The sequence below is a fragment of the Marinobacter sp. genome, from assembly GCF_040904845.1.
Taxonomy (GTDB): Bacteria; Pseudomonadota; Gammaproteobacteria; order Pseudomonadales; family Oleiphilaceae; genus Marinobacter.
Genome location: NZ_JBBDSR010000077.1, coordinates 72,045 through 97,451, shown reverse-complemented (window position 1 = coordinate 97,451; position 25,407 = coordinate 72,045). Strand labels below are relative to the sequence as shown.

Here is a 25,407-nt window from a genome sequence, read left to right as displayed (position 1 = left end):
AGGCGGGTTAAAGGCAGGCGATGCGCTGATCCTGACCAAGCCGATTGGTACCGGCACCCTGTTCGCGGCCCACGCGAAACTGGCCGCCAAGGGGCGCTGGATCGATTCCGCTCTGGCCTCCATGATCCAGTCCAATCAAAGCGCTGCACACTGCCTTCACCGGTTTGGCTCAAAAGCCTGCACCGACGTAACCGGCTTTGGCTTGCTGGGCCATCTGGTGGAAATGACGCGGCCCTCCGGTGTGGATGCCGAACTGGACCTCTCTGCCATCCCCGTGCTGCCCGGTGCTGAAGAAACAGCGGCAGCCGGTATTCTCAGCTCGCTGCAGCCGGCCAACATTCGCTTGCGCCGGGGAATCCGGGATCAGGAGCGCTGGGTCAACCATCCCCGTTATCCGCTGATCTTCGACCCCCAGACCGCCGGCGGACTGCTGGCCAGCGTACCGGCGGCGGTGGCGGACGACTGTGTACGGGAGCTCAAAGCCCTGGGTTACCCGCACACCGCCATCATCGGGCGGGTTTTGCCGCAGGATGACACCGGCCCCATCGAACCCATCACCCTTCGCGACTGATTCGCTCCCTGCTGTGGGCAACGGCCTGTGACACGGCCCACAGTAGGCAGCGCTGCTCTGACTCGGGCACAAACGCAGCCGCTTTTGCAGCCACCTGTTGATGCAATTGGTTCAGGTAGTCCGCGTTGTGCTCCGCCCGGTACAGCAGCTCGGCGAGGTGTTGATCGTCACTGACCCGGAAATACCCGGCATAATCATCACCCAGCAACCCCCGGTTGCCCGGAATATCCGAAGCCAGAACCGGCAACCCGGCCCGGCAGGCCTCTGAAACCACGTTCGCACCACCCTCCATGATCGAGCTGATCACCATCAGGCGGCAACGGGTCATCAGTGCGCGGGTCTGGGCCTGATCCAGTTCGCCCACCCACTGAAAACGCGGGTTACTGCCCTGCTCCTGTTCGGCCTTTGTCTGCCACTCCCGATTATGGGGTTTTCCAGCGTTAACCACGCGAATGCGCGAGTCGGCGGGAAGGTGATGGCACGCCAGTGCGGCGCGGAGTGAATCTTTCTCGTCCCGCAAATGGCCGACGACACACACCTCGAACACATCCGTGCGTGGATCACGTAACGCGACCGCGTCTGGTGCGGTCGCGGACTGAAGAACGATCGCCAGTTTGTGCCGGAACTGAGGCGGAATATCGCCGCCGACCAGCTGATGGAGGCCAATCAGCGCATCCGCCAGTTCCATCGAGTGGTGAGTCGCTTGCGGATACTCATGCTGATGAAAGTAAATATCGGTGCCGGTCAGCGCCGTGATGATCGGCACATGTGGCCGGGCCTGCCGGAAGGCTTCAATAGCCTCGTGGCTACGCCAGGCATGCAGCGCTATAAACAGGTCACAGGGTTCTGCGCTGAGCGCCGTAAGCACGCGAACCTGATGCCCAACTGCCTCAAGCAGTGACTGCCAGCGCTCAGCCGTGGCCCGGTTTCCGGCCCTGGAACCCGGCTGCGCCGGTGTCAGAATGTGTATCTGCATAAACTGGGTCTGTGCCTCAACTGAGCTGTTTATCTGGATCAATCGTATAGCTGTTCATGCCCGAGGTAAATCAGGGTATCCTGCTTTCAGTGAAACGTTACACCCTGCTAAATTCAACGTTCGTAAGGAAAAACTCATGGCCACGAGCTTTATACGGAAATTCGTACTTTCCAGCCTGCTTCTGCTGACTCCGCTCGCTGTTTCTGCCCAGACTTTTGTGTTTACAGCGATCCCGGATGAGGACGAAACCAAGCTCGTGGAGCGCTTCCGGGGCATAGCCGATTACCTCGAAAAAGAACTGGATATCGAGGTCAAATACATTCCGGTCAAATCTTACGCGGCCGCCATCTCGGCCTTCCGCAACAATCAGGTTCAGTTGGCGTGGTTCGGTGGTTTGTCCGGTGTACAGGCACGGTCATTGGTACCGGGCTCACAAGCCCTCGCCCAGGGCGTGGAAGACGAAGCCTTCTATAACTACTTCATCGCCCATAAAAGCACCGGGCTGGAAAAGTCCGACACGCTGTCCAAAGACATTCGCGGCAAGACCTTCACGTTTGGCTCCAAGGGCTCGACCTCCGGCCGCCTGATTCCCGAGTACCACATTCGCACGATTTTTGAGGAAGCGCCGGAAGAAGTGTTCTCCCGCGTTGGGTTCAGCGGCAACCACACCCGCACCCTGCGGCTGGTGGAAGCCGGCACCTACGATGTGGGGGCCATCAACTACGCGGTCTGGGAAAAAGAGCTGGAAAATGGCAACATCGACACGGATGAGGTCAAAGTCATCTGGAAAACGCCGGCTTACCCCAACTACCAGTGGACCATCCGTGGTGACGTAGACGAGCGTTACGGTGACGGGTTTATGGAAAAAGTCCGTCAGGCGCTGCTGGATATGGACGATCCCGAGCTTCTGGAAAGCTTCCCGCGCTCCGGCTTCATCCCGACCGCCAACGAGAACTATGCGCCTATCCAGTCAGTCGCAGAACAGATTGGAATCCTCGATTAATGACGGGATTCTCACTGTCGGGATTATCGGCATCGTTTGACGGCGAGCGGGTCATTGGCCCGCTTTCGCTGGACGTCAAAGAAGGCGAACGGGTTGCACTGGTCGGCAAGAGCGGTGCGGGCAAGTCCACGCTGATCAAGCTGATACACGACCGCGTTGATGGCCATTCCGCATTGGTCCCTCAGGACCTGGGGCTGGTCAATGCGCTGCCGGTTTTCCACAATGTCTTCATGGGGCAGCTTGATCGCCATTCCGCCTGGTATAACCTGGCGACCCTGGTACGTCCGTTCAGTTCAGACAAAGACGCCGTCAGGGAACTGCTCAAGGAACTTTCCATGGCGGAGAAGTTCTGGACACCCACAGCGTCACTGTCCGGCGGCCAGCGCCAGCGCGTTGCCATTGCACGGGCGGCCTATCGTAACGCCGAGTTGCTGCTGGCAGACGAGCCCGTATCCGCACTGGATGGCCCCATGGCCCACCTGGTTATGAAAACCCTGACCCAGCGATTTACCACGGCCGTTATTGCACTGCATGACGTAGACATGGCGCTGACCTACGCCACGCGAATCATTGGTATTCAGGACGGTCAGATTGCTCTCGACGAAGCCAGCGAGCGCCTCAGGCCTGCTGACATCATGCAGCTGTACTGACGGGGCCGCGACAGACTTTATGCATCTTTCCCCTACCGTCAGAGTCAGCCTGCTATTTTTGGCCGTGGCCGTGGCCGGTCTGTTCTTCGCAGACATTGCGATCACCACGGCCAACCCCTGGCGTGATCTCGGGCGGTTCTTTCTTGGCGTTGCCACACCCGACTTTTTCAGTTCCGAAGGGCTTGCCACCGCCCTGCTCCGAACCGTTGCGTTTGCCTTTGTCGGAGTCGCACTGGGCAGCGCCTGCGGATTTCTGCTCTCGCTGGTTTACCGCTTCTACCCGGTGCGCATATTTTGCGCCTTTATCCGTGCGATCCACGAACTGTTCTGGGCACTGATCTTTCTGCAGTTCTTTGGGTTTCACCCACTGACCGGGGTACTGGCCATTGCCATCCCCTACTCCGGTATTTTCGCAAAGGTGTACTCCGAAATCCTGGACGAAGCCGACCCTGGTCCGGCCCGCATACTGCCGCCCGGAACCGGCGTATTTTCCGCGTTTCTGTACGCCCGCATTCCCGACTGCTGGGTGCAGTTGCGCACTTACACGGCGTATCGCCTTGAGTGTGGCCTGCGCTCAAGCGCCATTCTCGGGTTTGTGGGCCTGCCGACACTGGGCTTTTATCTGGAGAGCTCGTTTTCCCAGGGGCTGTATTCCGAAGCCGGTGCCATGCTCATTCTGTTTTATCTGCTGATTGCCAGTATGCCGCTCTGGGTGAAGCCCAAACTGCTGCCCATCTATGTGCTGGGCGCGCCCTTCTTCCTGGGTGATGGCATGCCCATTGTGTGGGGCAACGTGGAACGCTTCTTTACCCAGGATATTGTCCCGGCACCGATCCGCGACGGCGAAGGGCTGACGGGGCTGGTGCCCTGGCTCAACGATCTCATGCTCAACGACGCGCTGCCGGGAATCTGGAACACCCTGCTGCTGACTCAGATTGCCCTGGTCGGCACCGGCATCCTCACGCTGCTGGCGTTTCCGCTGATATCAAACCATTTCGGTGGGCCGATCAGACGCACGTCCGGGCACGTATTCCTGGTGATTGCCCGCTCCACGCCCGAATACATCCTGGCGTATATTCTGCTGCAATTGTGGGGGCCGTCGATGCTGCCCGCCGTGGTGGCCCTCGCCCTCCATAACGGCGGCATCATCGGCCACCTGATTGGCCGGCAGACCAACACCATTCACCTGCGCCCGGACGCGCCAACCGGATTCAACCGCTACAGCTGGGAGCTGGTTCCCCGGGTATACCGTTCGTTCCTGGCTTTTCTGTTCTATCGCTGGGAAATCATCATGCGGGAAACCGCAATACTGGGGATTCTGGGGATTTATACGCTGGGCTTTTACGTCGACAGCGCCATCCAGCAGATCCGCTTTGACCGCGCCATGGTGCTGATCCTGATCACTGCGCTGCTGAATATCGGCGTGGATATCCTGGGCCGTTACATCCGCCGCAAACTGGCGCTACAGACGATGCCCACCTGCTGATGCCCGAGGGGATGCACAGCCTTTATTTGACGGAAACAGGTTGCACCAGGGTCCAATCGTTGCCCAGGCTGACGGGCTCGGCATTATCATCTGCGTTCGCTGGCACTCCGTCTAGCACGGGCCGGCTGAAGGTATCGTCGTCCAGAACAGCCATGCTGTTTACATCCACTGAGCGCACCAGATACGGCTGACTACCGACCTCCACCTTCGCTCTGTGGGTCAGCCCGAACACAAACCGGCAATAATCCAGTTTGAGCTGGAGCAGATCCTGCTCGGTTTTGCGGATTTTTCTCAGAAGTACTTTTTGAACACTGTCGCCATAATCCATCGAATCTTCCCTGTCCTCGTGTTGTTCGTTTTCAGCTACCCCGGCCCTCAGCCTGGAACAGCATTTTAACCGGCAGCTCATTCATTGGGCTGTTGTGCGCCTGCAGGTCGATACGCCAGGTCATGCCAGGGTCCGTTGTGCAAAACGGTGCGGTGAAATGCGCCTCCCAGGTTTCGATGCCGCTGTCGCCATTGTCGGAACTCACCTGGCTTAGCGGAACCGGGTACTCACCCAGATACATGGACTCGCCTTTCAGCACCGCCATCAACCGCTCCGGAGCCGATCTGGTGTGCAGGCGCAAACGGTATTCCTGGCCCTGATCACCCACATCGCCCCGTTCCAGTTCAGCGACCCACGGCGCGCCATTCATTTTCCACTGGCAGGGGCCGGTCTGCAGGTCACACACCTGGGTGGCGGTGGGGCCGTCATCGGTGATCGACATCAGCCATTTCGGGCCGAACACGGCGATACCCACCAAGCCAATCATCAGTACGACGACTGCAATTACTCTTAACAAAACCGCTCTCCCAAGCAAAGCTGGCATTATGAGCATTCCGCTGACGAAGGCAAAGGTTTCTAAACCCCTGCCCATCGTGAGAAAATACCCGGCTTTGATTCACCACCCATAGGATACGCCAGTGCAGCCGGACATTTCCGTTAAGCACCTCAATAAAGTGTACGCCGATGGCTTTGAGGCCCTTCGGGACATTAACCTTGAGATCACCCGTGGCGAAATCTTCGCCCTGCTCGGCCCCAACGGTGCCGGTAAGACCACGCTGATCAGCATTATCTGCGGCATCGTCAACAAATCCAGCGGAGAGGTGAAAGCCGCCGGGCACGACATCGTGCGGGATTACCGCAAAGCCCGGGAAACCATCGGCCTGGTGCCCCAGGAGCTGAACACCGACGCGTTTGAGACCGTGTGGGACGCCGTATCCTTCAGCCGTGGCCTCTTCGGTAAGGCACCGAAACCTGCCCACATCGAAAAAGTGCTGAAAGACCTGTCGTTGTGGGACAAGCGGGACAACCGCATCATGTCCCTGTCTGGCGGCATGAAGCGCCGGGTAATGATCGCCAAGGCGCTGTCCCACGAACCCCGCATTCTGTTCCTGGACGAACCCACCGCCGGCGTCGATGTCGAGTTGCGCCGTGATATGTGGGAAATGGTGCGCAAGCTCCGTGAAGACGGCGTTACCATCATTCTCACCACCCACTACATCGAAGAAGCCGAGGAAATGGCCGACCGCATCGGCGTTATCCGCCAGGGCGAAATCATTCTGGTGGAAGACAAGGCCCGGCTAATGAGCAAGCTTGGCAAGAAGGAACTCCGGCTGCAGTTACAGCACCCCCTCGAGAAAGTACCGGGCGAACTGGTTCTGGAACCGGTGGAGCTGTCTGACGACGGCTACGAGCTGATCTACACCTTTGACTCCCAACAGGAACAGGCCGGCGTTGCGCGCCTGCTGCGCACCCTGGGCGACATCGGAATCGAATACCGGGACCTGCGAACACGGGAAAGTTCGCTGGAAGAGATTTTTGTCGGCCTGGTCCACGAGTGAGCCGCCGCAAACGGGAGCATCCATGAACTATTACGGTATCCGCGCCATCTACGGGTTTGAAATGGCCCGCATGCGCCGCACGCTGATGCAGAGCGTAGCGTCGCCGGTGATTTCAACCTGCCTCTACTTCGTGGTTTTCGGCTCGGCGATTGGCAGCCGCATGGGCGACATCGACAACATCAGCTACGGCGCTTACATCATTCCGGGCCTGGTCATGTTGTCATTGCTGATGCAGAGCATTTCCAATGCCTCCTTCGGGATCTACATGCCCAAGTTCTCAGGCACCATCTACGAAGTGCTTTCCGCCCCGGTCTCCTACGTGGAGGTGGTCATCGGCTATGTCGGGGCCGCCACCACCAAATCGGTTATCCTCGGGCTGATTATTCTCGCCACCGCACGGCTGTTCGTCGACTACGACGTGCTCCATCCGTTCTGGATGTTTGCCTTCCTGGTACTGACCTCCGTCACCTTCAGCCTGTTCGGTTTCATCATCGGCATCTGGGCGGATGGCTTCGAGAAACTCCAGATCGTCCCGATGATGATCGTCACCCCCCTGGTGTTCCTTGGCGGCACCTTCTATTCCATCGACATGCTGCCGGCCGTGTGGCAAACCATCAGCCTGTTCAACCCGGTGGTGTACCTCATCAGCGGGTTCCGCTGGGCTTTCTACGGGGTTTCCGATGTGCATGTCGGTATCAGCGTGGGCATGACGGTGCTGTTCCTGACCGCCTGCATGGTGGCGGTGTGGTGGATATTCAAAACCGGATACCGGCTGCGGTCATGAACAGCCTTCAGGCAGGCACCGTTACGGTGATGATGGCGCTGGTGACGGCGGCGTGTGCGGCGGACCGCTTGCCTGAGGCAGAAGCCTGCCTGATCACGGAAAGCCGGCAGGTTCCCATAACCCTGGAACTGGCCAAAACCCCCGACCAGCGCCGCAACGGCCTGATGGCGCGCACCTCGCTGGACGACAACAGCGGCATGCTGTTTCTCTACCAGACCGCGCGAGACCCGGACCATGGCTTCTGGATGTACAAAACCCGGATCCCGCTGGATATCGCCTATCTCGACAAAGACGGCACCATTGGTGCCATCCGGCAGATGGCACCCTGCGACTCAAGCCGCTCAGCGGACTGCCCCTCCTACCCCGCCGGCGTGAGCTTCCTATCGGCGCTGGAAATGAACCAGGGATTCTTTGACGAGCACAAAGTACAGGTCGGTGACCGCCTGGTCGTGGGCGAAGAAGCCTGCCGAAACGCCGATTAGCGGTCCTTCCACTCCGGCTTCCGCTTGTCCAGAAACGCACAGATACCTTCCTGAGCGTCGTCCGCCGAGAGGTTGTCCGCCATGACCTGGGAGGTGTACTCGTAAGCATCTCCCAACCCCAGTTCCAACTGCCGGTAAAAGGCCTCTTTACCAACGCGAAGGGTATGGCTGGATTTATCGGCAATGTTGCGGGCCATATGGTAGACCGTGTCATCCAGAACTTGCTCATCAACCACCCGGTTCACCAGCCCGATTTGCTCGGCGCGCAAGGCATCCACCATCTCGCCGGTCAGCAGCATTTCCATGGCGTGCTTGCGATGCACATTGCGGGAGAGCGCCACCATCGGCGTTGAACAGAACAGACCAATGTTCACCCCTGGCGTGGCAAAGCGGGCCGTGTCGGCAGCCACGGCCAGATCACAGCTGGCCACCAGTTGACAGCCGGCCGCCGTTGCCACACCGGCCACCCGGGCGATGACGGGTTTCGGCAGGTTAACTACCTGCTGCATCACCTTGCTGCACTGATCGAACAGCGCCTTCTGCTGGTCCTGGCTGCCAAACTGCTCACGGATCTCCTTCAGATCATGGCCGGCACAGAACACCCGGCCACTGGCGGCCAGCACCACAACCCGCGTATCCGCATCATCGGCCAGGATTTCAAGCCGGTCAGACAGCGCCTGCAACATGGCCATGGACAGGCTGTTGCGATTCTCTGGCTGGTTCAGGGTCAGCGTGGTGATGCCGTTCTCGGTAGCAACAGTAATCATTTCTTCCGCAGTCATAGTGACCTCATTCGCCATGTTTTCTCACAGTATTCAGCGGAGCTGGCACCAAGTCGAGCAGACTTTCGTCGGCATCGTCCGTGACAGGCCCACCAATCAATTGTGATTTAGTTCACAAAAATGACAGGCACTAATGTCCGTCTGGCCAAGGCCCCATTGGACAAACTTATGTTGTTATGACAAAAATTCTTGACAAAACGTAACAGAAATAACAAAAAGAACGAGGTTCCAATGAGCACATTAACAATCCCGAACAAATCAGCCCTTACCCTGGCACTCGCCATAGCATTGACCGGCTGCGGACCAGGCGGCGGAGATTCTTCGGATTCTGACCAACCGTCCGATAACAGCGTAGTGGGTTCCGAACAGCAGGAATTTTCCGGCAAGGGATCCATTCGCGTCCTCTCGAACCGCACTGACCTGATTAATGGCGGAGATGCCCTGATAGAAGTAACCTCAAAAAATCTCGAGGGTGCCAAAATCCAGCTGAACGGCAAAGACATCAGTGACTCATTGGCACCCATGGAGGACGGCGCACTCCGTGGCCTGATCACAGGCCTGGAACTGGGGGAGAACGAACTCAAGGTGATTCTCGGCAAGGGTGGCGTGCTGCGTCAAACCATCATCAATCACCCCAAGGGCGGCCCGGTATTCTCCGGCCCCCAGGTGCAGCCCTGGAACTGTACCAACGAGAATCCGGTAGACGACAAGTGCAACCAGCCGGCGGAATTCGAGTTCAAATACGTGCCCCAGTCAAAGTTCGATCTGTTTGCCGAAAGCTTTGACCCGGAGTCTCCCGGGCTGCCGGGTTCTTTCCTGCCTTATGACCCCGAGAACCCACCACCCTCCGAAGACATTGCCCAGGTCACAACCGATGAAGGCGTCACGGTCCCCTACATTGTGCGTGTAGAAACAGGCGTGATGAATCGTGATCGCTATCAGGTCATGTCCCTGTACCAGCCGGATCAGGAATGGACCGCGTTGTCGCCCCAGGAACAGTGGAACGGCAAGATCCTGATTCACCACGGTGGCAACGTCGGTGTCAGTTACGGCATGGGGCAGCCGCCCAATGGTGATATAGCCGGGACCGCTCCGGAGGGTGCGGAAACCCTGCTTGGAGACAGTATTTCCGTTGCCCTTGCCCGTGGGTTCGTAACCCTGTCCACCGCACAGGCCAACCTCGGACATAACGTCAACCTGGTAACTGCGGCGGAATCCCTCGTGATGGCGAAGGAGCACATTGTCGAGCAGTATGGACCGGTGCGCTACACCATCGGCACCGGGTGCTCCGGCGGAGCCATTGCCCAGCAGCACATTGCCAACGCCTACCCCGGCATTTACCAGGGGCTGATCGTTCAATGCTCCTACCCGGATGTGTGGACCACCGCCACCCAGTTCGCCGATTACAATCTGCTCAACGAATACCTTGGCAACAAGGTATCCGAAGACCCGGCCGACCTGCTGACCTTCGTTGAAAGCCTGCTTGCCTCACCGGTACTGGCGGTTCAGTGGCCCGCGCTTTATGGGCATCTGCCCGTCAACCCGATTGTTTCCGACCTGGCCTTCTTTCCCTCCGCCGAACCGGACCAGGAGAACTGCCCGGGCCTTGCCGGGCAGGCCGAAGTCTATGACCCGGAAACCCGCCCTGATGGCCTGCGTTGTGGCCTGATTGATTACATGATCAACCAGTTTGGCACGCGCCAGCCAGAGGCGTGGTCCCCCAACGAGCAACTGCTGACACGGGGCTTTACCGGCATCCCTTTGGACAACAGCGGCGTTCAGTACGGCCTCAAGGCCTTGCAGGACGGGATTATTACCGGTGACCAGTTCCTGGCCGTCAACCGCAATATCGGCGGCCTGGATGTGGACATCAACTATCAGCCAGGGCGCACCGTGGCCGAACCGGAAGCCTTGGAAAACGCATACCGTACCGGTGCCGTCAACACCGCGGAAAACCTTGCCAATGTGCCCATCATCGACCTGCGCGGCCCGGACCCCGGTATCGCCCACGATGCCTTCCATTCCTGGCAGGTACGGGCCCGTCTGCAGGAAACCCAGGGCCACGCCCGTAACCATGTGATCTGGTACGGCGCCTTCCCGCTGGCAGGCGATACCATATTCACCACTGAAGCCCTGCTTGTCATGGACCAGTGGCTGGCCGACATTGAAACCGACCAGGAAACGACCCCGATACCGGACAAAGTCATCGCCAACAAGCCCGTCACCGCCAGGGATCGCTGCCTGTCACTGTCAGCGCCGTTCTCCGAGGAAGGTCCCAAGGCACCCTACACCGGCAACCTGCTTTACCCCGAGCCGCAAGTCTCCGGGCTGGATTCTGACCAGATCCCCACCTTCCCCGCCGAGCTGGGCCAAATACTGGATATTGCCACCGGACAGGTCTGTGGCCTGAACCTGGGCGAACTGGGACTTCCCGACACCATCACCGATCCGCTGGAACCAATCACAGACGCGGTGGTGGAAACCCAGCAACTGGTGGTCCAGACTCGTTTTGGTACACCACGTACCGTAGCCGGTGACTCAATCACCACACTGAACAACAAGTGCCAACTCAAACCCGTGGACCCGGCAGACTATCCCTTGAACTTCCTTGGCGGTGATACCTCCGAAGGCTTCGCAAGAAAAGTCGCGGAGATCTTCCCGGACGGCGTCTGTGATTTCAGCAAACCACCGGTCGGCAAAGTACCCACCCTGACCTGGCTGCAGTACGGCAGCGAACGTGACGTCACCACGGGCGGCGAACCACTGCCGGCACTGGAAGAGACCGTTGCAGGCTGGGCATCACCGGCGTTTGGCGTTGACCTGAACCCGAGAACCAACCTGTAATTCCGCCATACAGGGGCAGTTGATTCTGCCCCTGTATGGCTTGCTATCCTGCCGCCTCACCCACAAGATAAGTTATGTGAACCGTTGCAGGGAGAGGCGATCATGCAGAAATCCACCATCCTCAAAATCGTTGTCGCCATTGCCATTATCGTGGGCGGTATCCTTATAGTCATGAGGGACGACCCGGCTGTCCCGACCGGAGACATCAACAAGATCGAGCCATTGCCGGAACAGAACTACTAATAACACGCGTCACAAACCGGCAGTACAATTATGGAAGCAACCCGGATAAAAGGGCTGACCATTGCATTACTGGGCGTGCTGTTTATTACCGCGGACGCACTCCTCGTAAAGATCACCTCCGTCGAACCGGTTGTCTTCCTGTTCTGGCGTGGCCTGCTGCTGGCCTTCAGTTTTTTCGTCATCAGCTGGCTCATATACCGGCAAGGCCGCCGGCAGTTGATTAACCAGAACTCGGCAAGGGAAGATACCCACCGACTGACATCAAGGAACCGAAGCAATGACCACGCTACCTCAACTGACCGACCTGAAAATCAGGCCAACTCATTACCTTTATACTGATTTTTAGTTTTGCAGGGTCGACTATGTACGGTTGTGTGAGAGGGATGAGTCGGTGACGCCCAGCCTACTCGATATGATGCTTACATCTGATGGCAATCAGTGCGTCCGGCCATCACACCTTTTTGAAAACCGGGACAGATTGTTTGGAGAGGAAGGTTGAATCTATGATTCTCCATCAACCGAAACACCGTCACTATGACACTATTATCCTTGGTAGCGGTCCCGCCGGCATCACTACGGCACTTGAGTTGTCCAAAGATCCTTCCCTTGAAATCGCTGTCATCGAAAGCGGATTGTTGGAACCACACCCAACCATCCAGGCCCTGGCCAGCGTTCAGTTACATGGCGATTTGAACGACAATTACTTCCCCATGCACACGCAACGTTGCTTTGGCGGCACCTCGACTATCTGGGGCGGGTTTTGCGCCGTGCTGGAGAAAAGAGCCTTCGCAGCTCAGGCATGGTCTCTCTCCTACCAGGAAATAGACCGTTGGTATCCCGCTGCCGCCCGTATTCTCGAGTTGCCAGACGACGCCTATCGACTACCGCCGGTAGCCATTGAAGGAACATCGGAGCTGGTTTACAAGCCCTTCTACCTGAGCCCGCCGGTTCGGTTCAATAAAAAGTACCATTCCTTTTTCCAATACCATCCCCGCGTTGACCTGATACTTGGCACCACCGCTGTCCGACTGATAACGCGGGGGCACACCGTCACCGCTCTGGAACTGCGGGACACGCTTGCACCCCGGCTCTCACCGACATTCGTGTCGGCTGATACCTTTGTACTTGCCTGTGGTGGCGTCGGGAATCCCCGGTTGCTGCAGCTTTCAGATATCGTTGAGCAGATGCCCATCGGATTGGGCCTGATGGAGCATCCACACATCTACGCGGTGGCGGACATGTACCTGGATCGGGACCGGCTCCCGAGGGGCATTAAAGAAGATCCTCGCGTAGTACACGCGCTCCAGTTATCAGACAGCTATTGCATCGAAAATGGAGTGCTGTCTTTCAGTGCGGATTTTAATCTGGAGCAGATGACCCGGACCGTGCTGCTGGGCGAGCGGCGCGAGATGTTTCATACCCCGGTTTCCATTCGGGCCGAGATTGCCCCGGATTTCAGGAATTCCGTAAGCGACAGCGACCAGCGCAATTACCTTGGTATCCCCATGCCACGGGTTGATTTCCATTACCGCTACCATGATCTGGCGCGCCAGAGCTGGTGCCTGTTCGGCGAGGCACTCCTACGCTCAGGATTGGGGCGCCCCTCTGTCCTACAGCCCGAATTCAGAGTGCATGATGGTGGACACCTGATGGGTACCACACGAATGGGGCTGTCGGCGGCCGATTCCGTGGTCGACAGCAACTGCCGCGTGCATACCACCGATAACCTCTACGTGGCCGGATCGTCGGTCTTTCCAGCTGGCGGTGCCTCCAACCCGACCTATACCATTGTGGCAATGGCGTTGCGTCTGGGCGCGCACCTTGCCGGCACTTTAAAAGGAAATGCCCATGGATAGGCGCACCTTTCTCATCGGTCTCAGTGCTGCGGTGACATGGCTCAGCGTCAGCGGTTGCGGGCGGTTGATGCTCAACGGGCGAGCTCTTGAGCGCGGCGACATAGCCTCGCCCAGAACGGCACTCAATAAACAGCTTGTGGAGCTTTCAGACCCATTTTTCAGCGATTACTCGGCGGGCAGGTCTCTGGACGCGCTCCACATGGCGTTGTTGTACAAAGGCGTCATCTCGACACACCACGGAATAAACCGTAAACAGGTGATCTGTCTGGCGCGTCACGAGCCGCTAATCATCTATAAGGGCTTTTACTACACGCAGACCGAACTCGAGTTGTACGCCCTGGCATACCTGCACAAAGACCGCCGGGTAAGGCGGAAATAATGTCCAGTTTCTGCAATTTCGGTGCTGGTCGATCGAATGTTGGCGATTGGTACCCGCCGACGAACTAATGAACACAACACAAACCATGGCAAACCGCATGGCTAGCCAGCCGCCAAAAGCAACACGACTAACGAAACGCCTGATGAAAATGGCACCGCGTATGGAGCTGAAGGATTTCCTGAATGTGTGCGCGAATTTTCAGGGGATGTGCCATAACGAGCCGGAGCACCTGGAGGCGGTGAATCGGATGTTGGAGGCCATGGCGAAAAAATAATGGTGCCCGGAGCCGGAATCGAACCGGCACAGCCTTGCGGCCGAGAGATTTTAAGTCTCTTGTGTCTACCAATTTCACCATCCGGGCATCGGAGGGAGGTTTTGAGGGGCAGAATTGTATAAGGCCGTGTGGGCTAACGCAATTCCAATTACCGCATTGATCAGGCGGGTTTCACCGCCCTGCCCTTGTAGATGTAGCCGGCGATCTTTGGGGCTTTGGGCATGTAGAGGTTTTCCAGTTCGAGGATGTCGAAGCCGGCTTCACGGATCAGGTCGGCGATGGGGCGGTTCAGGTGGCAGCCGCCGGCGAGTCTCTTCCAGCCTGGGGTAATGCGATGTTGCCATGTGCGGATGCTGTGGTCGTGGGATTCGCCGTGCTCCAGGAACAGCAGTTCGCCGCCGGGTTTGAGTACGCGTTTCATCTGCTCCAGCGCGGCGCGCCAGTCCGGGATGGTGCACAGGGTGAAGGTCAGCAGCACGGTATCAACGGACTCGTCGCCCAACGGGATTTGTTCGCCGGGCAGGTCCAGCCACTCCACCTGGACCGGTGAGCGTTCAAGATTGTTTTGGGCCTTTCGGCGCATGCCTTCGGAGGGTTCCAGGCCGTAGACCAGGCTGACGGTCTCCGGGTTGTAGAATTGCAGGTTGATGGCAGAGCCCATGCCCACTTCCAATACGATCCCCCTGGCCTTGGGTACCACCTCGCTGCGCAGTTTCATCACCTGGCCCAATGAGCAGGCGCGGTCTATGATGTGGGGCAGTATTCTGTCTTCGTAAAAGCTCATTGGTTTCGCCATACTGGTTCTGAATCGCCATTATTGTTTTAAATCAATCGCTGCGACAAGGTGCGCTGTTGGTTTGGGCCCTGTTTCCATTACCATGGCTCGCATCTGCCGGTAATAACAACTCTACAAGATGAGCAGCGGCCGCGCGGGCGCGTCATACCCGCTAACGAAACGTGTGAGTAGTTACCGGAGGTTCCCATGGAACTCGATCCTCTCATCCTATCGCGAATTCAGTTCGCGTTCGTGGTGTCATTTCACGCCATTTTTCCGGTGTTCACCATCGGCCTTGCCTCCTACATCGCGGTGCTTGAGGGGCTGGCTTTCAAAACCCAAAACCCTGTGTGGGAGAAGCTTTCCGCGTTCTGGACCAAGGTGTTTGCGGTGGTCTTCGGCATGGGCGTGGTGTCGGGCATTGTGATGTCGTTTCAGTTCGGCACCAACTGGAGCAATTTTGCCCAGGCCTCTGCCAATTTCCTCGGGCCGATGCTGAGCTACGAAGTGCTCACGGCGTTTTTCCTCGAGGCCGCGTTTCTTGGGGTGTTGCTGTTTGGCCGGCATAAGGTGCCGCCCGGCGTTCACCTGTTTGCCGCGATCATGGTGGCCACGGGTACGTTTATTTCTTCCTTCTGGATACTGTCCGCCAACAGTTGGCTGCACACGCCGGCCGGTGCGGAGCTGCGTGAGGGGGTGTTTTATGTCACCTCCTGGAGCGAGGCCATTTTCAATCCCTCGTTCCCCTATCGGTTCATGCACATGGGGTTGGCGTCTTTCCTGGTCGGTGGCTTTGTGGTGGCGGGCGTCAGCGCCTGGTACCTATTGCGGGGGCGGGAAACTGAAGCGAATAAGAAGGCGCTGTCCATGTGCCTGTGGTTGCTGCTGTTCATCGCCCCACTCCAGGCTGTGGTCGGGGATTTTCACGGTCTGAACACTATGGAGCACCAGCCCACCAAGGTGGCGGCAATGGAGGGCAACTGGGAAACGTCCCGCAACGTGCCTCTTTTGCTGTTCGCGATCCCTGATCAGGATGAGGAGACAAACCACTTCGAGATCGGCGTGCCCAGCCTGGCGAGCTTTATCCTGACTCATGAATGGGATGGTGAGGTACCGGGCCTCAAGGAAGTTGCCGCCGATGAGCGGCCACCGGTGGCGCTGGTGTTCTGGTCATTCCGGGTGATGGTCGGCCTTGGCCTGCTGATGATTGCCTTCGGCCTGACCGGGCTGGTGCTCAGGGTTGGTGACCGCTATTGGCGTACCCCCTGGTTCCTGCAGGGGCTGAGATTTATGAGCATTGCGCCGTTTTTTGCGGTGCTGGCCGGGTGGATTGTTACGGAATCCGGTCGCGCGCCCTGGCTGGTCTACGGCCAGATGACCCACGCGGAAGGGGTAACGCCTTCACTCACCGGCGGCATGGCGCTGTTCACTCTGATCGGTTACATCGTGGTGTACGGCATGGTGTTCTCCGCCGGGGTGTATTACCTCTTGCGCGTTTTGTATGTCGGGTTGGAAGATACCCACGAGGAGGACGATCACGAAGCCGAGCGGCCCAAGCGCCCGTTCTCCGCGACCCACGTGCCCTTTGAAATTGAACACGGCGACGGCATGGTCGGTACCTTCAAGCCCGTAAAGCCCATCAACCAGGGAGGCCACTGATATGGAACTGTTTGATCTGCCGCTTATCTGGGCCTTCATCATTGGCTTTGGCATCATCATGTATGTGTTGATGGACGGTTTTGATCTGGGGGTTGGCATTCTGTTTCCGTTTGCCCCCTCCGAGGAAGATCGCGACACCATGATGAACACCGTTGCGCCGGTCTGGGATGGCAACGAAACCTGGCTGGTGCTCAGCGGTGCCGGGCTGTTGGCTGCGTTTCCGCTGGTGTATTCCATCTTTCTTCCGGCGCTGTACATCGGTGTGTTTCTGCTGCTGGCCGGGCTGATTTTCCGGGGCGTGGCGTTTGAGTTCCGTTTCAAGGCCAACACGTCCCGCTATCTGTGGAACTGGGCGTTTGCCGGGGGCTCGACCGTTGCGGCGTTCGCCCAGGGGGCGGTTGTGGGCGCGTATATTCAGGGTATGAAAACGGCCGACGGCGTGTTCGTGGGTGGCCCGTTTGACTGGCTGACCCCCTTCACGGTGCTGACCGGGTTTGGTTTGCTGGCCGGTTACTCCCTGCTGGGTGCCACCTGGCTGATCTTGAAAACCGAAGGTCACCTTCAGGCCTGGGCGTACAAACTGACGCTGCCGCTGCTTGCAGTGGTGCTGGTGGTATTTGGTGTCATCAGCGTGTGGACGCCGTTTGTGGATGAGCTGGTACGAGACCGCTGGTTCTCCAACCTGACGGTGATCTGGGTGCTGCCCGCCCTGGCGATGCTGTGTGCCTTGCAGATCTTCCGTTCGGTACGCAAACGCCACGAGGGCATGCCCTTCGTGGCGACCATGGGCATGTTCATCTTTACCTATCTGGGGCTGTTGGTCAGCCGCTGGCCGTACGTTGTACCCCCTGATTACACCCTGTGGGATGCGGCATCGGCTTATGAATCTCAGCTGTTCCTGTTGCTGGGGCTGCTGTTCGTGATTCCCATCGTGCTGACTTACACGGCGTGGACCTATTGGGTGTTTCGCGGCAAGGTACGTGCGGGCGAGGGCTACCACTAAGTGGGACGGCACCAGCCCGAACCGGCCGGTGACACGGCCGGTGTTACCGGCCAGCAAGACGTCAGGGCCTGGCTCGCCGACCTTGCCCGGGGTAGCCGCCACTGGATACGCGGTGCGGTAGCGGCCGGTGTGGTTGCCGGCGTGGCTACGATTGTGCAGATGGCGCTGCTGGCCTGGATTGTCCACTCGGGCGTGGTTGATGGCGCTCCAGCGTCTGAACTGACGCCGCTGTTTATCGGGTTAATCCTCGTGCTGGGCCTGCGCGCCCTTGCACAGGGCGTGCAAAGCCGGCTCGCGGCGCTCTGCAGTATGCAGGTTCGGCGGGATGCCCGGCGTAGAATTAACCGCTACTGGCGAGCAACCGGCCCGGTCGCCCTGGCCCACTCGTCGGCGGGAACCCTGGCCCGCGAATGGCTGGATCACGTCGACGCGCTCCACGGCTACTTTTCCCGATTTCTCCCGCAATTGACCTTGTCGGTGGCTCTGCCGTTGCTGATTCTGGCGGTGGTGTTCTGGCTGGACTGGCTCGCCGGCCTGTTCCTGCTTTTGTCCGCGCCGCTGATTCCGCTGTTTATGGCGCTGGTCGGCATGGGCGCAGAGAAACTCAACCAGCAGCACTTTGAAACCGTCAGCCGGCTTTCCGGGCAGTTTCTGGATAAGGTACGCGGGCTGACAACCCTCCAGTTGTTCGGGCAGACCGCCAGTGCCGCTGAGCTGATTCGGGTGCGCTCCGACCGCTACCGACAGATCACCATGAAAACCCTGCGAGTGGCGTTTCTTTCCTCGGCGGTGCTGGAGTTTTTCGCTTCCGTGGCCATCGCGGTCATTGCGATCTACATCGGTTTTGGGTTACTGGGGTATATCAGCTTCGGGCCCGCCGAAGATCTGACCTTGTTTTCCGGGCTGCTGATACTGCTGCTGGCACCTGAGTTTTTCCAACCATTACGAACGCTGTCCCAGCATTATCATGACCGCGCAGCCGCGCTCGGTGCCGGTGCTGAGATACTGGCTCGGCTGCGTGCCACCCGGACTGACACGCACGGCAACCACCCATCATCGTTGCCACCAACTGCAGATGACAGTGCCATTGTCCTGACGTCGCTCTCGCTGGCGTTCCAGGATCAAGGCGCGGTGCTTGATCGTATCTCACTGACGGTTCCCCGGGGCGATGTAGTTGCGCTCACCGGTCCGTCAGGCGGCGGCAAGTCTTCCCTGCTGCACCTTCTTGCCGGATTCCTAGCACCGGACAGCGGTGGCCTGAGCGTTTTTGGCAGCCCGCCCGGTAAGGTCCGGTTTGGCTGGCTCGGTCAAAAAGGGTTCCTCGTTCACGGCACCTGGGCAGACAACCTTCGCCTGACCACGCCGGAGGCTTCCGATATTGCCATCGATTCCGCGCTGCGGCAGGTCGGGCTTGGCCCGCTTCTGGACAACCGCCCAGATGGCATTTACAGCGCCGTCTCCGAGGATGGCCAAGGGTTATCCGGGGGCCAGTCACGCCGGTTGAGCCTGGCCCGCATTTTCCTGGCGGATTACGATCTGATCCTGCTGGACGAACCCACCGCTGGCCTGGACAGCGACAGCGAGATATTCGTTCTCGACGCCCTGCACAAATTGGCGGTGGCCGGTAAAACGCTGATTTTTTCCACCCACCATCAGGCGTTGCTGACGCTCGCAACCCGGGTGTTGCTGGTCTCCGACGGGGAGGTTCGCGATGCGTGACCTTTTGCCCTGGCTTCGGTTGGTGTTCCGGCGACCCGGCCGGCTGGTGGCGGGTGCCGCTCTTATTTTCGCCACCCTGCTCTCAGGCATCGCCCTGCTGGCCGTGTCGGGCTGGTTTATTACCGAAACAGCGCGGGTTGGGCTGCTGATTGCCGCCGGCACCGTTGCCACCATTAACCTCTACGTTCCGGGCGGAGCGATTCGCTTTTTTGCCGTGGCCCGCACCGTGTTCCGGTATCTTGAGCGGGTTTACAACCACAATACGGTGCTTCAGCTACTGACCGACATAAGGGTCGCGCTGTTCCAGAAGCTGTCGCTGGCCAGCCGGGGTGACCGCACAGCGCTGACCGGTGCGCAGTGGCTCTCAAGGCTCACCAGTGATGTCGACGCTCTGGACACTCTCTACCTTCGGCTGATTGCACCTGCGGCCCTTGCTGGCGTCATTAGCATGCTCGTGGTTGCCCTCACGGCTGTTCTCTTTGATGGTCAGGCAGCGTTGCTGGTCGGGCTGTTATTGCTAGCCGCATTAGGCGTTGCCACCATGGGTGTGTACTTCCGCACGCGGCAGCTGGCTTTTGAACAGAGCGACCGGCAGGAAAACCTGCGTGTTGGGGTGATTGAACATCTGGAAGGGTTTGCGGAACTGACAGCAGCCGGGCGCACAGGGAAACACGCCGCCTGGCTGTTGCGGCGGGCGCATCAGGTGAGCTCGGACCAGGCCCGGATTGAAACCCGCGTGGGCTGGCACCTGGCGGGGTCTCATTTTCTGATCAATCTTGCCACGGTGGGCGCACTTTGGGCTGGCATCGCGCTGTTTCGCGCCGATGCGATCTCCGGGCCGGTGCTGGTTTTGCTGCCGATTGCCATTCTCGGGCTTGGCGAAGTGTACGGCATGCTGCCAGACGCGTTCGGGAAGCTCGGCGCGACGGTGGCCTCCGCGGTGCGGTTGAACCGGGACAGCGCTCCGCACCCGCACTCAAACCCACACTCAAACTTAAACCCTGATCGTGAACGGGAAACCGGCGACGTCGCCCCAACCGACACTGCACTGCAGGCAAGCGATCTGGCGGTGAAGCATCCGGGCCACGCTTTGCTGTTCAGCCATTTTGATCTGGCGCTGAAAGCCGGTGAACGTCTCGGTATTATCGGGCATTCTGGCAGTGGGAAGTCGTCCCTGGCAGACAGCTTCGCCGGTCTTCTGGCCCCTGCTCAGGGTGCCATCGCGAGCGGGCCGCAGGCCTATCTCACCCAAACTACGGTACTGTTCGACGACACACTGAGAGCGAATCTGTTGCTGGGCTCGCCGAACGCCAGCGATGCAGAGTTGTGGCGGATGCTGGAACTGGTCGAACTGGCGGAACGCTTCGCGGGAGAGCCCGACCAGCTGGATTGCTGGCTGGGCAGCGGTGGCAATCGGCTTTCGGGTGGTGAAGCGCGGCGCGTGGCGCTGGCGAGGGTGTTGCTCAGCCCCGCATGGGTGATCATTCTGGATGAGCCCTTCACCGGGCTGGACGCGGACACCCGCAAAAGAATATCCAGGCGGATGGACACGTACCTGCAGGGCAAATCGGTGATCAGCCTGGTCCACGGGCCGGATGCCCTGCCGGGCACCGACCGCGTGATTCACCTGACCGGTTAGCGGGTTTCCACCACTTCAAACGTCAGCCCGGCTTTGCTGGTCAGCCGGTCAAGCAGCTTGCCGTCAAGCAGCGACGCCGGGGTCCAGAACCCACCAGGCTGATCCGCCGGAATATCGAACGCCAGGCACATGCCGGCTTCGCCCAGCATCTTGCCGGTTGAACCATAGCCTGGGTCCTGGTCGCCGGTGACTTTGGTGATGAGGGTTTTGCCATCTTCGGTGCGGCCCACAAACCGCAGGTCATAGTAACCCGATGTCTGCGCTTCCGGGCTTGGCCCCTCACCAGGCTTGGGCAGGAACTTTTCCACCAGCCAGCGCGTCGGTTTGATCGCGGAAGCCGTGAAAAATGCGGCCAGCCCCCCGGTGATGCCGTAGGCGGTCAGCCGGCCTTTGGTGCCCCGGCCAGTCATCATGGCTTCGTCGTAGGTGAACTCCTGACCGTAACGGGCGTTCTGCAGGGCGTTGGAACGGTGCACCACCCGGGTGTTGATCGCACCCATCACGAACGGGGCCAGCCAGGCGTTGAAGGTTCGGTCGAATTCCGCGCCCTTCAGGCTTGGCTGGCGGGTTTTGGAGCGGTGCTCCGGCGGGCAGATCGAAAACGGGTTCGCCAGCTCTTTGCGCAGCTTCGGATCGGCCGCGGCTTCCTTGGCGACGTTGATCATGGACGCGACGGTACCGCCGGAGAACTCCCCTTTTGCCACTTTCACCCGCATGCGGACATCCCGGCAGGGTGTGCCAAAGGTTTCTTCTGCTTTGTTCTGCAGGAACCAGACACCCATATCGGACGGAATGGAGTCAAACCCGCAACAGTGGACGATACGTGCGCCGGAAGATTTGGCCTCTTCCTCGTAACGCTCAACCATTTTGCGAATCCACTGCACCTCGCCGGTCAGGTCACAATAGTCGGTGCCGGTGCGCACGCATGCCTGTACCAGAGGTTCACCGAACAGGGCATACGGGCCGACCGTCGATATAATGACTCGGGTCTGTTCGCACATATTCTGCAATGCTGACTCGTCGCTCGCATCCGCCAGGATGACCGGAAGCTCTTTCGCTCCGGCACCCAGCGCTGACTTCAGAGTATTGAGTTTCCCCTCAGAGCGGCCGGCAATCGCCCATTTGACCGATTTGCCCAGGCCATAACTCTCGAACAGGTAGCGTGTGAGGATTTGCCCGACAAAACTGGTGGCTCCAAACACCACCAGGTCATAGGTGGTTTCCGTTGATTGTGTCATCGATCATCCCTTTTTGCGTTGGAGAAAAAACATAAACAGTGCCACCCCGAGGCCCCAGAAGCCGTTCAGGATAAGCCCGCCGATCCAGGTCTGAGCGGATACGTCCAGATCCTTGGCGGGGAATACCACCAGCATCGCTATGGCGGTCGGGCCAATGGCACCGGCAAGTATGTGGCCCAGCCAATAGCCTAGGCCGGCCAGGCGACCAAGGATTGCCCACAGTATAATGCCCCAGAGCCCTCCGAAAAACGCCAGGGACAACACCGCAGGCACACCCAGCGGAGGTACTGCTGCCATGTTGAAGGGCGCGGCGGGCACTATGCCACCCAGATAGAACAGGCCAAACAGGCCCTGGTGAAACACGAGTGTTGCGAGAAAACCACTGATGAATGCTTTTAACCAAACCATGCATTGTCCTCAGAAAACGATGAAAGGTGTGTTAACCCCTTGATACTGGGCACACTACCATCAGACTGCAACACAAACTCACGCTTTTGTGAGGCTGCGTTGCTTTCCTGCGCACCTTGCTTGCGCCGTCGGCACGGCCAATCGTTTGTCACCCGTGTTCCGGCACACTGGATCAAGAAGCACTCGAGAGAAACAAAAAACACGCCCTTTTCGGAGGTTCACCTTGGTGACATTGCTATTGATCGTAAGCCTGCTGCTGGTGCTTTTCAGCACTTTTCTTGCCTGGCAGCTTCTGGAGCAGCGAAAAGTCATTGCGCAGATGATGGAAAGTGACGACATCACAGAACCGGACCGGGACCCTGAGCTGGTACTTACGCTCAAAGTGGTTGATCCGATTGCTCTGGCTAAACGGGAATCCCGGTCAGCCCGGGTCCTGGCTGACCACCTGCCGGTGATGGTTCGAAAAATGGTGTACCAGGAAGTGATGAAAGAGCTGGAACTGGAGCTTGCCGAGCGGGACATCGACGTTCAGATACACATAGAATACCGATGAGGAGGGTTTGCTCATGATGACACTGATAGCCTCCGCTACCCTGTTAACCATTTCAACCGGCGGTATGGCGTACACCTACTGGCAGTTACTGGGTAGCCGCAGAGAGTTGCGCGTGGTGAATTCCGACCGAATTGCCGCAAACAGCGCCATTCAGAAAAGCCGGATGGATTTGCTGGAAGTCCGAAACCGCGCCCGGTTACTTCAGGACACCGTGACCAATAGTGCGAGCGCTGTGGAGCGTGTTCACAAAGCGATCTCAGCGACCACGTTTGGGCTGATCGATCATTTTTCGCGGGATGACGAATTCCGTCTGAGCGCTCGCAAGGCTCGGGATAGCCACGATGAAACCAGCCAGAAGATCTACCGCGGTGTGCGCACCACCAACCGTGCGATTCACATACTGGCGGACACCTTGATCCTTGGGCAATCTGAAAAACGGATGATTTCGAAACACCATAAAAAAAGGCACCCGTAGGTGCCTTTTTTTCTAAGTCTTCAGAAAGTTACAGAACTTTCTTCAACTCTTCCTCAAGCTGCGGAACCGCTTCAAACAGGTCCGCTACCAGGCCGTAATCGGCAACCTGGAAGATCGGCGCTTCTTCGTCCTTGTTGATCGCAACGATCACTTTGGAGTCAGACATACCAGCAAGGTGCTGGATGGCACCGGAGATGCCCACCGCGATGTACAGCTGCGGTGCAACGATTTTACCGGTCTGACCGACCTGCATATCGTTGGGTACGAAGCCAGCGTCAACCGCTGCACGGGATGCACCAACGGCAGCACCCATGAGATCGGCAACCTGCTCCAGCATTTTGAAGTTGTCGCCGTTCTGCATGCCGCGGCCACCGGAAACCACGATGCCTGCGCTTGCCAGGTCCGGACGGTCTGACTTGGCCAGTTCTTCGTTCACAAACGAAGACAGACCAGCGTCTTTCACCACGTCCAGCTGCTCAACCGCTGCAGAACCGCCTTCGGCGGCTACGGGGTCAAAGCCAGTCGGGCGTACGGTGACGACCTTGATAGCATCGCTCGCCTTGACGGTGGCAATGGCATTACCGGCGTAAATCGGACGCACGAAGGTGTCTTCGGATTCAACGCGGATAATGTCGGAAACCTGGGCAACGTCCAGCAGCGCTGCAACGCGTGGCATGAAATCCTTACCCGTGGTGCCGGCGGCGGCCAGGATGTGGCTGTAGCCCTTACCGATTTCAGCGACCAGGTCACCCAGGTTTTCGCCCAGGAAATGGCCGTAAGCAGCGTTGTCGGCAACCAGTACCTTGTTGACGCCTTCAGCTTTCGCAGCGGCTTCGCCCACGGCACCGCAGTTCTCGCCGGCAACCAGTACGTCGATGTCGCCACCGATGGCCTTGGCAGCCGCTACCACACTCAGGGTAGCCTGCTTCAGGCTGCTGTTGTCATGTTCAGCAATTACAAGGATGCTCATTTAGATCACCTTCGCTTCGTTCTTCAGTTTATCGACCAGCTCAGCTACGTCAGCCACCTTGACACCAGCCTGACGGGCGGCCGGAGCTTCAACTTTCAGAGTGGAAAGACGAGCGGCAATGTCGACGCCCAGATCGGCCGGGCTCATGGACTCAAGCGGCTTCTTCTTGGCTTTCATAATGTTCGGAAGCGAAGCGTAGCGCGGCTCGTTCAGGCGAAGGTCGGTGGTCACAACCGCCGGCAGGCTCAGGGAAAGTGTCATCAGACCGCCATCCACTTCGCGGGTGACGTTTACTTTCTCACCATCAACAACCACTTCGGATGCGAACGTGCCTTGACCCATTCCGGTCAATGCGGCCAGCATCTGGCCAGTCTGGTTGTTATCAGAATCGATGGATTGCTTACCGAGAATGACCAGCTTGGGCTCTTCTTTCTCGACCACGCTCTTGAGCAGCTTGGCCGCTTCGAGAGACTGGACTTCTTCGTCTGTTTCGATGTGGATACCATGATCAGCACCCAGAGCCAGAGCAGTACGGATTTGCTCCTGGGCGGCCTTCGGGCCAATGGAAACCACCACGATTTCGCTGGCAACACCCTTCTCTTTCAAACGAACCGCTTCTTCAACAGCGATTTCGCAGAATGGGTTCATTGCCATCTTAACGTTGGCGAGATCAACGCCGGTGTTGTCCGGCTTGACGCGCACCTTAACGTTGTAGTCGATAACTCGTTTTACAGCGACCAGAACCTTCATA

Annotated in this window: 27 protein-coding genes, 1 tRNA gene and 1 pseudogene; 19 read left to right on the top strand and 10 right to left on the bottom strand. The window is 58.5% G+C overall.

Translation table 11 applies throughout. The features are described from left to right. On the top strand, positions 1-571 hold a 571-nt coding region (selD, locus tag WD429_RS10565; protein ID WP_368422133.1), incomplete at its 5' end, for a selenide, water dikinase SelD. Here the strand turns inward: selD and senB are convergent. Beyond that, a complete protein-coding gene (gene senB / locus WD429_RS10560; RefSeq protein ID WP_368422132.1) occupies positions 555-1,547 on the bottom strand; it encodes a selenoneine biosynthesis selenosugar synthase SenB in 993 nt (330 codons plus the stop codon). The two genes, selD and senB, sit on opposite strands and share 17 nt — an antisense overlap. Positions 1,548-1,683: 136 nt before the next feature. Here senB and WD429_RS10555 point away from each other — a divergent pair, with 136 nt between their 5' ends. The 3 genes from WD429_RS10555 to WD429_RS10545 are packed head-to-tail and all read left to right on the top strand — an operon-like array spanning position 1,684 to position 4,686. Continuing rightward, positions 1,684-2,550 (top strand): putative selenate ABC transporter substrate-binding protein, encoded by an 867-nt coding sequence (locus tag WD429_RS10555; RefSeq protein WP_368422131.1) that lies wholly within the window; start codon positions 1,684-1,686, stop codon positions 2,548-2,550. After that, positions 2,550-3,200, top strand: a complete 651-nt coding sequence (locus tag WD429_RS10550; RefSeq protein WP_368422130.1) for a phosphonate ABC transporter ATP-binding protein — start codon at positions 2,550-2,552, stop codon at positions 3,198-3,200. The genes WD429_RS10555 and WD429_RS10550 overlap by 1 nt, the downstream gene beginning before the upstream one ends. Before the next feature lie 19 nt (positions 3,201-3,219). Then, on the top strand, positions 3,220-4,686 hold the full coding sequence (locus WD429_RS10545; RefSeq protein WP_368422129.1) for a PhnE/PtxC family ABC transporter permease: 1,467 nt from the start codon (positions 3,220-3,222) through the stop codon (positions 4,684-4,686). A gap of 22 nt (positions 4,687-4,708) precedes the next feature. Here WD429_RS10545 and WD429_RS10540 read toward each other — a convergent pair whose 3' ends face one another. After that, positions 4,709-5,014, bottom strand: a complete 306-nt coding sequence (locus WD429_RS10540) for a hypothetical protein (protein WP_368422128.1) — start codon at positions 5,012-5,014, stop codon at positions 4,709-4,711. Positions 5,015-5,045: 31 nt separating this feature from the next. After that, positions 5,046-5,531, bottom strand: a complete 486-nt coding sequence (locus WD429_RS10535; RefSeq protein ID WP_368422127.1) for a hypothetical protein — start codon at positions 5,529-5,531, stop codon at positions 5,046-5,048. Positions 5,532-5,652: 121 nt separating this feature from the next. On the opposite strand from WD429_RS10535, the gene WD429_RS10530 reads away from it, so the two are divergent. Genes WD429_RS10530 through WD429_RS10520 form a run of 3 tightly spaced genes read left to right on the top strand, consistent with a single transcriptional unit; the run spans position 5,653 to position 7,839 of the window. After that, entirely contained in the window at positions 5,653-6,573 is a 921-nt protein-coding gene (locus WD429_RS10530) for an ABC transporter ATP-binding protein (RefSeq protein ID WP_368422126.1), read from the top strand. Between the two features lie 22 nt (positions 6,574-6,595). Next, positions 6,596-7,357 (top strand): ABC transporter permease, encoded by a 762-nt coding sequence (locus tag WD429_RS10525; protein ID WP_368422125.1) that lies wholly within the window; start codon positions 6,596-6,598, stop codon positions 7,355-7,357. Continuing rightward, complete coding sequence (locus tag WD429_RS10520; protein WP_368422124.1) at positions 7,354-7,839, top strand: DUF192 domain-containing protein; 486 nt, start codon at positions 7,354-7,356, stop codon at positions 7,837-7,839. Before WD429_RS10525 ends, WD429_RS10520 begins: the two co-directional genes overlap by 4 nt. Here the strand turns inward: WD429_RS10520 and WD429_RS10515 are convergent. Beyond that, positions 7,836-8,621, bottom strand: coding sequence for an enoyl-CoA hydratase (locus tag WD429_RS10515; protein WP_368422123.1), 786 nt, complete (start codon positions 8,619-8,621; stop codon positions 7,836-7,838). The genes WD429_RS10520 and WD429_RS10515 overlap by 4 nt on opposite strands. Positions 8,622-8,852: 231 nt before the next feature. Here WD429_RS10515 and WD429_RS10510 point away from each other — a divergent pair, with 231 nt between their 5' ends. From WD429_RS10510 to WD429_RS10485, 6 genes and pseudogenes are all read left to right on the top strand, one after another. After that, positions 8,853-11,465, top strand: coding sequence for a DUF6351 family protein (locus tag WD429_RS10510; protein WP_368422122.1), 2,613 nt, complete (start codon positions 8,853-8,855; stop codon positions 11,463-11,465). 102 nt (positions 11,466-11,567) lie between these two features. After that, positions 11,568-11,708 (top strand): hypothetical protein, encoded by a 141-nt coding sequence (locus tag WD429_RS10505; protein ID WP_368422121.1) that lies wholly within the window; start codon positions 11,568-11,570, stop codon positions 11,706-11,708. Positions 11,709-11,738: 30 nt separating this feature from the next. Further along, on the top strand, positions 11,739-12,047 hold the full coding sequence (locus WD429_RS10500; RefSeq protein ID WP_368422120.1) for a hypothetical protein: 309 nt from the start codon (positions 11,739-11,741) through the stop codon (positions 12,045-12,047). Positions 12,048-12,211: 164 nt separating this feature from the next. After that, entirely contained in the window at positions 12,212-13,564 is a 1,353-nt protein-coding gene (locus tag WD429_RS10495; RefSeq protein ID WP_368422119.1) for a GMC oxidoreductase, read from the top strand. Beyond that, positions 13,557-13,943, top strand: a complete 387-nt coding sequence (locus WD429_RS10490; protein ID WP_368422118.1) for a hypothetical protein — start codon at positions 13,557-13,559, stop codon at positions 13,941-13,943. Before WD429_RS10495 ends, WD429_RS10490 begins: the two co-directional genes overlap by 8 nt. 46 nt (positions 13,944-13,989) lie before the next feature. Then, positions 13,990-14,217 (top strand): annotated as a pseudogene (locus WD429_RS10485) (enoyl-CoA hydratase); the annotation flags it as partial. Here the strand turns inward: WD429_RS10485 and WD429_RS10480 are convergent. Next, positions 14,218-14,304 (bottom strand) — tRNA-Leu (locus WD429_RS10480). 73 nt (positions 14,305-14,377) lie between these two features. After that, positions 14,378-15,001, bottom strand: coding sequence for a class I SAM-dependent methyltransferase (locus tag WD429_RS10475; protein ID WP_368422138.1), 624 nt, complete (start codon positions 14,999-15,001; stop codon positions 14,378-14,380). 198 nt (positions 15,002-15,199) lie between these two features. Between WD429_RS10475 and WD429_RS10470 the strand changes: the two genes are divergently transcribed. Genes WD429_RS10470 through cydC form a run of 4 tightly spaced genes read left to right on the top strand, consistent with a single transcriptional unit; the run spans position 15,200 to position 21,012 of the window. After that, complete coding sequence (locus tag WD429_RS10470) at positions 15,200-16,651, top strand: cytochrome ubiquinol oxidase subunit I (protein ID WP_368422117.1); 1,452 nt, start codon at positions 15,200-15,202, stop codon at positions 16,649-16,651. A gap of 1 nt (position 16,652) precedes the next feature. Continuing rightward, positions 16,653-17,654, top strand: coding sequence for a cytochrome d ubiquinol oxidase subunit II (gene cydB, locus WD429_RS10465; RefSeq protein ID WP_368422116.1), 1,002 nt, complete (start codon positions 16,653-16,655; stop codon positions 17,652-17,654). Further along, positions 17,655-19,373, top strand: coding sequence for a thiol reductant ABC exporter subunit CydD (cydD, locus tag WD429_RS10460; protein ID WP_368422115.1), 1,719 nt, complete (start codon positions 17,655-17,657; stop codon positions 19,371-19,373). It abuts the gene before it with no gap. After that, entirely contained in the window at positions 19,366-21,012 is a 1,647-nt protein-coding gene (cydC, locus tag WD429_RS10455) for a thiol reductant ABC exporter subunit CydC (RefSeq protein WP_368422114.1), read from the top strand. The genes cydD and cydC overlap by 8 nt, the downstream gene beginning before the upstream one ends. On the opposite strand, the gene WD429_RS10450 is transcribed toward cydC, so the two are convergent. Then, positions 21,009-22,250 carry a trans-acting enoyl reductase family protein gene (locus tag WD429_RS10450; RefSeq protein WP_368422113.1) on the bottom strand — a complete coding sequence of 414 codons (1,242 nt, stop codon included), beginning with the start codon at positions 22,248-22,250 and terminating at the stop codon, positions 21,009-21,011. The two genes, cydC and WD429_RS10450, sit on opposite strands and share 4 nt — an antisense overlap. 3 nt (positions 22,251-22,253) lie before the next feature. After that, positions 22,254-22,658, bottom strand: a complete 405-nt coding sequence (locus WD429_RS10445; RefSeq protein ID WP_368422112.1) for a hypothetical protein — start codon at positions 22,656-22,658, stop codon at positions 22,254-22,256. Positions 22,659-22,884: 226 nt separating this feature from the next. Between WD429_RS10445 and WD429_RS10440 the strand changes: the two genes are divergently transcribed. After that, positions 22,885-23,211: a hypothetical protein gene (locus tag WD429_RS10440; RefSeq protein WP_368422137.1), complete on the top strand. Its 327-nt coding sequence runs from the start codon at positions 22,885-22,887 to the stop codon at positions 23,209-23,211. 13 nt (positions 23,212-23,224) lie between these two features. Next, a complete protein-coding gene (locus WD429_RS10435) occupies positions 23,225-23,686 on the top strand; it encodes a hypothetical protein (RefSeq protein WP_368422111.1) in 462 nt (153 codons plus the stop codon). Between the two features lie 28 nt (positions 23,687-23,714). Here the strand turns inward: WD429_RS10435 and WD429_RS10430 are convergent, their stop codons facing one another. Together WD429_RS10430 and WD429_RS10425 are read right to left on the bottom strand one after the other, a co-directional pair. Further along, entirely contained in the window at positions 23,715-24,656 is a 942-nt protein-coding gene (locus WD429_RS10430; protein ID WP_368422110.1) for an electron transfer flavoprotein subunit alpha/FixB family protein, read from the bottom strand. Then, on the bottom strand, positions 24,657-25,406 hold the full coding sequence (locus tag WD429_RS10425; RefSeq protein ID WP_368422109.1) for an electron transfer flavoprotein subunit beta/FixA family protein: 750 nt from the start codon (positions 25,404-25,406) through the stop codon (positions 24,657-24,659). Position 25,407 lies beyond the last annotated feature (1 nt).

Bases quoted from the DNA above. Each gene is read 5' to 3' on its own strand.
- senB (WP_368422132.1), bottom strand. From the start codon at position 1,547: ATGCAGATACACATTCTGACACCGGCGCAGCCGGGTTCCAGGGCCGGA.
- WD429_RS10555 (WP_368422131.1), top strand. From the start codon at position 1,684: ATGGCCACGAGCTTTATACGGAAATTCGTACTTTCCAGCCTGCTTCTG.
- WD429_RS10550 (WP_368422130.1), top strand. From the start codon at position 2,550: ATGACGGGATTCTCACTGTCGGGATTATCGGCATCGTTTGACGGCGAG.
- WD429_RS10545 (WP_368422129.1), top strand. From the start codon at position 3,220: ATGCATCTTTCCCCTACCGTCAGAGTCAGCCTGCTATTTTTGGCCGTG.
- WD429_RS10540 (WP_368422128.1), bottom strand. From the start codon at position 5,014: ATGGATTATGGCGACAGTGTTCAAAAAGTACTTCTGAGAAAAATCCGC.
- WD429_RS10525 (WP_368422125.1), top strand. From the start codon at position 6,596: ATGAACTATTACGGTATCCGCGCCATCTACGGGTTTGAAATGGCCCGC.
- WD429_RS10520 (WP_368422124.1), top strand. From the start codon at position 7,354: ATGAACAGCCTTCAGGCAGGCACCGTTACGGTGATGATGGCGCTGGTG.
- WD429_RS10515 (WP_368422123.1), bottom strand. From the start codon at position 8,621: ATGACTGCGGAAGAAATGATTACTGTTGCTACCGAGAACGGCATCACC.
- WD429_RS10510 (WP_368422122.1), top strand. From the start codon at position 8,853: ATGAGCACATTAACAATCCCGAACAAATCAGCCCTTACCCTGGCACTC.
- WD429_RS10505 (WP_368422121.1), top strand. From the start codon at position 11,568: ATGCAGAAATCCACCATCCTCAAAATCGTTGTCGCCATTGCCATTATC.
- WD429_RS10500 (WP_368422120.1), top strand. From the start codon at position 11,739: ATGGAAGCAACCCGGATAAAAGGGCTGACCATTGCATTACTGGGCGTG.
- WD429_RS10495 (WP_368422119.1), top strand. From the start codon at position 12,212: ATGATTCTCCATCAACCGAAACACCGTCACTATGACACTATTATCCTT.
- WD429_RS10490 (WP_368422118.1), top strand. From the start codon at position 13,557: ATGGATAGGCGCACCTTTCTCATCGGTCTCAGTGCTGCGGTGACATGG.
- WD429_RS10475 (WP_368422138.1), bottom strand. From the start codon at position 15,001: ATGAGCTTTTACGAAGACAGAATACTGCCCCACATCATAGACCGCGCC.
- WD429_RS10470 (WP_368422117.1), top strand. From the start codon at position 15,200: ATGGAACTCGATCCTCTCATCCTATCGCGAATTCAGTTCGCGTTCGTG.
- cydB (WP_368422116.1), top strand. From the start codon at position 16,653: ATGGAACTGTTTGATCTGCCGCTTATCTGGGCCTTCATCATTGGCTTT.
- cydC (WP_368422114.1), top strand. From the start codon at position 19,366: ATGCGTGACCTTTTGCCCTGGCTTCGGTTGGTGTTCCGGCGACCCGGC.
- WD429_RS10450 (WP_368422113.1), bottom strand. From the start codon at position 22,250: ATGACACAATCAACGGAAACCACCTATGACCTGGTGGTGTTTGGAGCC.
- WD429_RS10445 (WP_368422112.1), bottom strand. From the start codon at position 22,658: ATGGTTTGGTTAAAAGCATTCATCAGTGGTTTTCTCGCAACACTCGTG.
- WD429_RS10435 (WP_368422111.1), top strand. From the start codon at position 23,225: ATGATGACACTGATAGCCTCCGCTACCCTGTTAACCATTTCAACCGGC.
- WD429_RS10430 (WP_368422110.1), bottom strand. From the start codon at position 24,656: ATGAGCATCCTTGTAATTGCTGAACATGACAACAGCAGCCTGAAGCAG.
- WD429_RS10425 (WP_368422109.1), bottom strand. From the start codon at position 25,406: ATGAAGGTTCTGGTCGCTGTAAAACGAGTTATCGACTACAACGTTAAG.